Origin of the sequence: Methylobacterium sp. GC_Met_3 (assembly GCF_026540775.1) — a bacterium.
In the GTDB taxonomy this organism is placed as follows: domain Bacteria; phylum Pseudomonadota; class Alphaproteobacteria; order Rhizobiales; family Beijerinckiaceae; genus Methylobacterium.
In genome coordinates this window covers 1-638 of the sequence record NZ_JALNUL010000187.1, presented here as the reverse complement: position 1 = coordinate 638, position 638 = coordinate 1, and the positions used below count along the sequence as shown (strand labels likewise).

Here is a 638-nt window from a genome sequence, read left to right as displayed (position 1 = left end):
GTGCGTGGCTTGAACGCAACGACCTTGGGATCCGACAAATGCTGGGTCAGGCTGTCCGGTAGTCTGCGCTTCGGTCGCCCTATGGGCATGCTCACAATCCCGCGTCTGCCTCGCCTCCCGCACCCCTATCACGGGGTGCTAACCGGGGTCAGCGCCGCTTGCCCCGCAGAACCTCCGCCGTGCCGCATGCAGCCCGAGATTGTCAGGTGGCTGTTCAGGGTGCGACCGCATCGCCGCTGAACCCATGACCGTCGAAGATGCTCCGGACGACGCCGGTCCGCTTCGCGTCCTCCAGCCATGCCGTGACCGCGGCGAGGGCGCCGGAACGGCCCTTCGGGACAGCGACGGCAACGTGTGTCCGCTGGAAGCCGCCCGTCACGATCCGTGAGCCCGGGACCTGCCGCACCACCGGCCGCAGGGTATCGCGCGACAGGGCGAAAGCCTCCGCCTGCCCGGCGCGCATCCGCTCGACCGCCTCGGCCACAGTCGGGACGGCGACAGGTTGCGTGTGTGTCAGCGTGCGCGCGGAGGCGCGGAACGTCGTCGTACCGTCGATCGCCAGCACGCGGACGCCCGGCCGGTCCACCTGCGTCACGTCGGTGATCCCCGAAGCCGCGCTGGCGAGATATGTGCTCTCT

Annotated in this window: 1 protein-coding gene; it reads right to left on the bottom strand. The window is 69.6% G+C overall.

The annotated features are described in order from the left end of the window. Window positions 1–214 precede the first annotated feature (214 nt). Window positions 215–638: transporter substrate-binding domain-containing protein (locus OXS27_RS32435; RefSeq protein ID WP_267361762.1), on the bottom strand; the 424-nt coding region annotated here is incomplete at its 5' end.